At 34.3% G+C, this 1,239-nt stretch carries 2 protein-coding genes; both read right to left on the bottom strand.

Features of this window, described 5'->3' with window-relative positions; genetic code table 11:
* Positions 1-593, bottom strand: a 593-nt coding sequence (locus V4538_15450) for a DEAD/DEAH box helicase family protein (protein MES2382442.1), incomplete at its 3' end; no start/stop codon positions are given.
* Positions 593-1,117 (bottom strand): endonuclease VII domain-containing protein, encoded by a 525-nt coding sequence (locus tag V4538_15445; GenBank protein ID MES2382441.1) that lies wholly within the window; start codon positions 1,115-1,117, stop codon positions 593-595. The genes V4538_15450 and V4538_15445, both read right to left, overlap by 1 nt.
* Between the last annotated feature and the right edge of the window lie 122 nt (positions 1,118-1,239).

Raw genomic sequence — 1,239 nt, 5'->3', positions numbered from 1 at the left:
AGAGGAGCCATGAAGCCAGCAGCTAGAAGCTCGTTGAAGCCTTCTAGCGTTGTCTTATCATATACGATATCAGTAAAAATGCCGTTGGCTGTAATTAAGCCCATACTCATTCTAAACAGAGTTGCTGACATACCTATGACTTTTAGGTTAGGGTTGATCAGCTTCATAAATCCTAAAAACGTTTGGTACTGACTGCTTTCCTCATCAGATATTAAGTGAGCTTCATCTATAAATACAACGTCTCTATGTCCAAACAACTGAGGATTTTTAATCATGCTCTGTATCCCGCCAAAGACTATGGGCTGAGCAGATTGTTTTAATTTTAAACCAGCACTATAGATACCTACTGGCGCATCGGGCCACACATTTAAAAGTTCTTTTGCATTTTGATCTATCAATTCTTTAATGTGAGTTATCATTAAAAATCTTTGATCAGGCCATCTTTTTAAAACTTTTTCTATAAATACAGCAGGGATGATTGATTTGCCTGTGCCTGTTGGTAATCCTATTAACGGGTTTCCTTTACCTCCCTTAGCAAAATAATCATATATTGCGTCTAATGCTTCAGTTTGATAGTATCTTAAATTTATCATCAATCCTCACAATACAAAGCTGCTTTACGTAAAAGCTCTGGATTATGTCGTAAGTGACCTATAGCTACATTGCAATTTCTACATAAAATTCCTCTCACTTTTTTAGTTTCTTTGCAATGATCAATATGAGTTTTGGAGCCTTCTAACAGGTCAGTTAAACAAATAACACATTGACCTTTTTGATCATCATATAATTTGTCAAATTGATCTACAGTCAGCCCATAAGTCTGCACTCTTAGTCTTAATTTATTATTTTTGTAATATTCTTTAACTTTATTTTTATATTTACCTTTATTTTTTTGTTTGTTAATTTTAGCACATTCTAAGCAATGTCCATTTTTAACATAACGTTTAGGGTTCTCATGCCCATGCTTACAAGGCTCTCCAGTAAAATAAAAGTTTTCACCTTTAGCTGTGGCTTCTTCTACTAGTCTTTTAACTTTTAATTTATATTCACTAGCCACATAAGAGTGACCTTTCTTTTTAAAAATAGGCAATTTCACATTTAACATTATGTCAGTCATATTGGCAACCAATTATCAGGACAGCCAGTTTTAATAAAGTCAGATGGTATTACGCCATAGATTGAGCAAGTCCAAGTAGCGTTTTCAGTTGGTGTTGAGTTACGACAAGAGCGGCAATTTTT

The organism is Bacteroidota bacterium (assembly GCA_040388375.1).
In the GTDB taxonomy this organism is placed as follows: domain Bacteria; phylum Bacteroidota; class Bacteroidia; order UKL13-3; family UKL13-3; genus JAAFJM01.
This window is presented reverse-complemented; position numbering and strand designations above follow the sequence as displayed.

Coding starts and splice junctions, on each gene's coding strand:
- V4538_15445 (MES2382441.1), bottom strand. CDS start 1,117: ATGACTGACATAATGTTAAATGTGAAATTGCCTATTTTTAAAAAGAAA.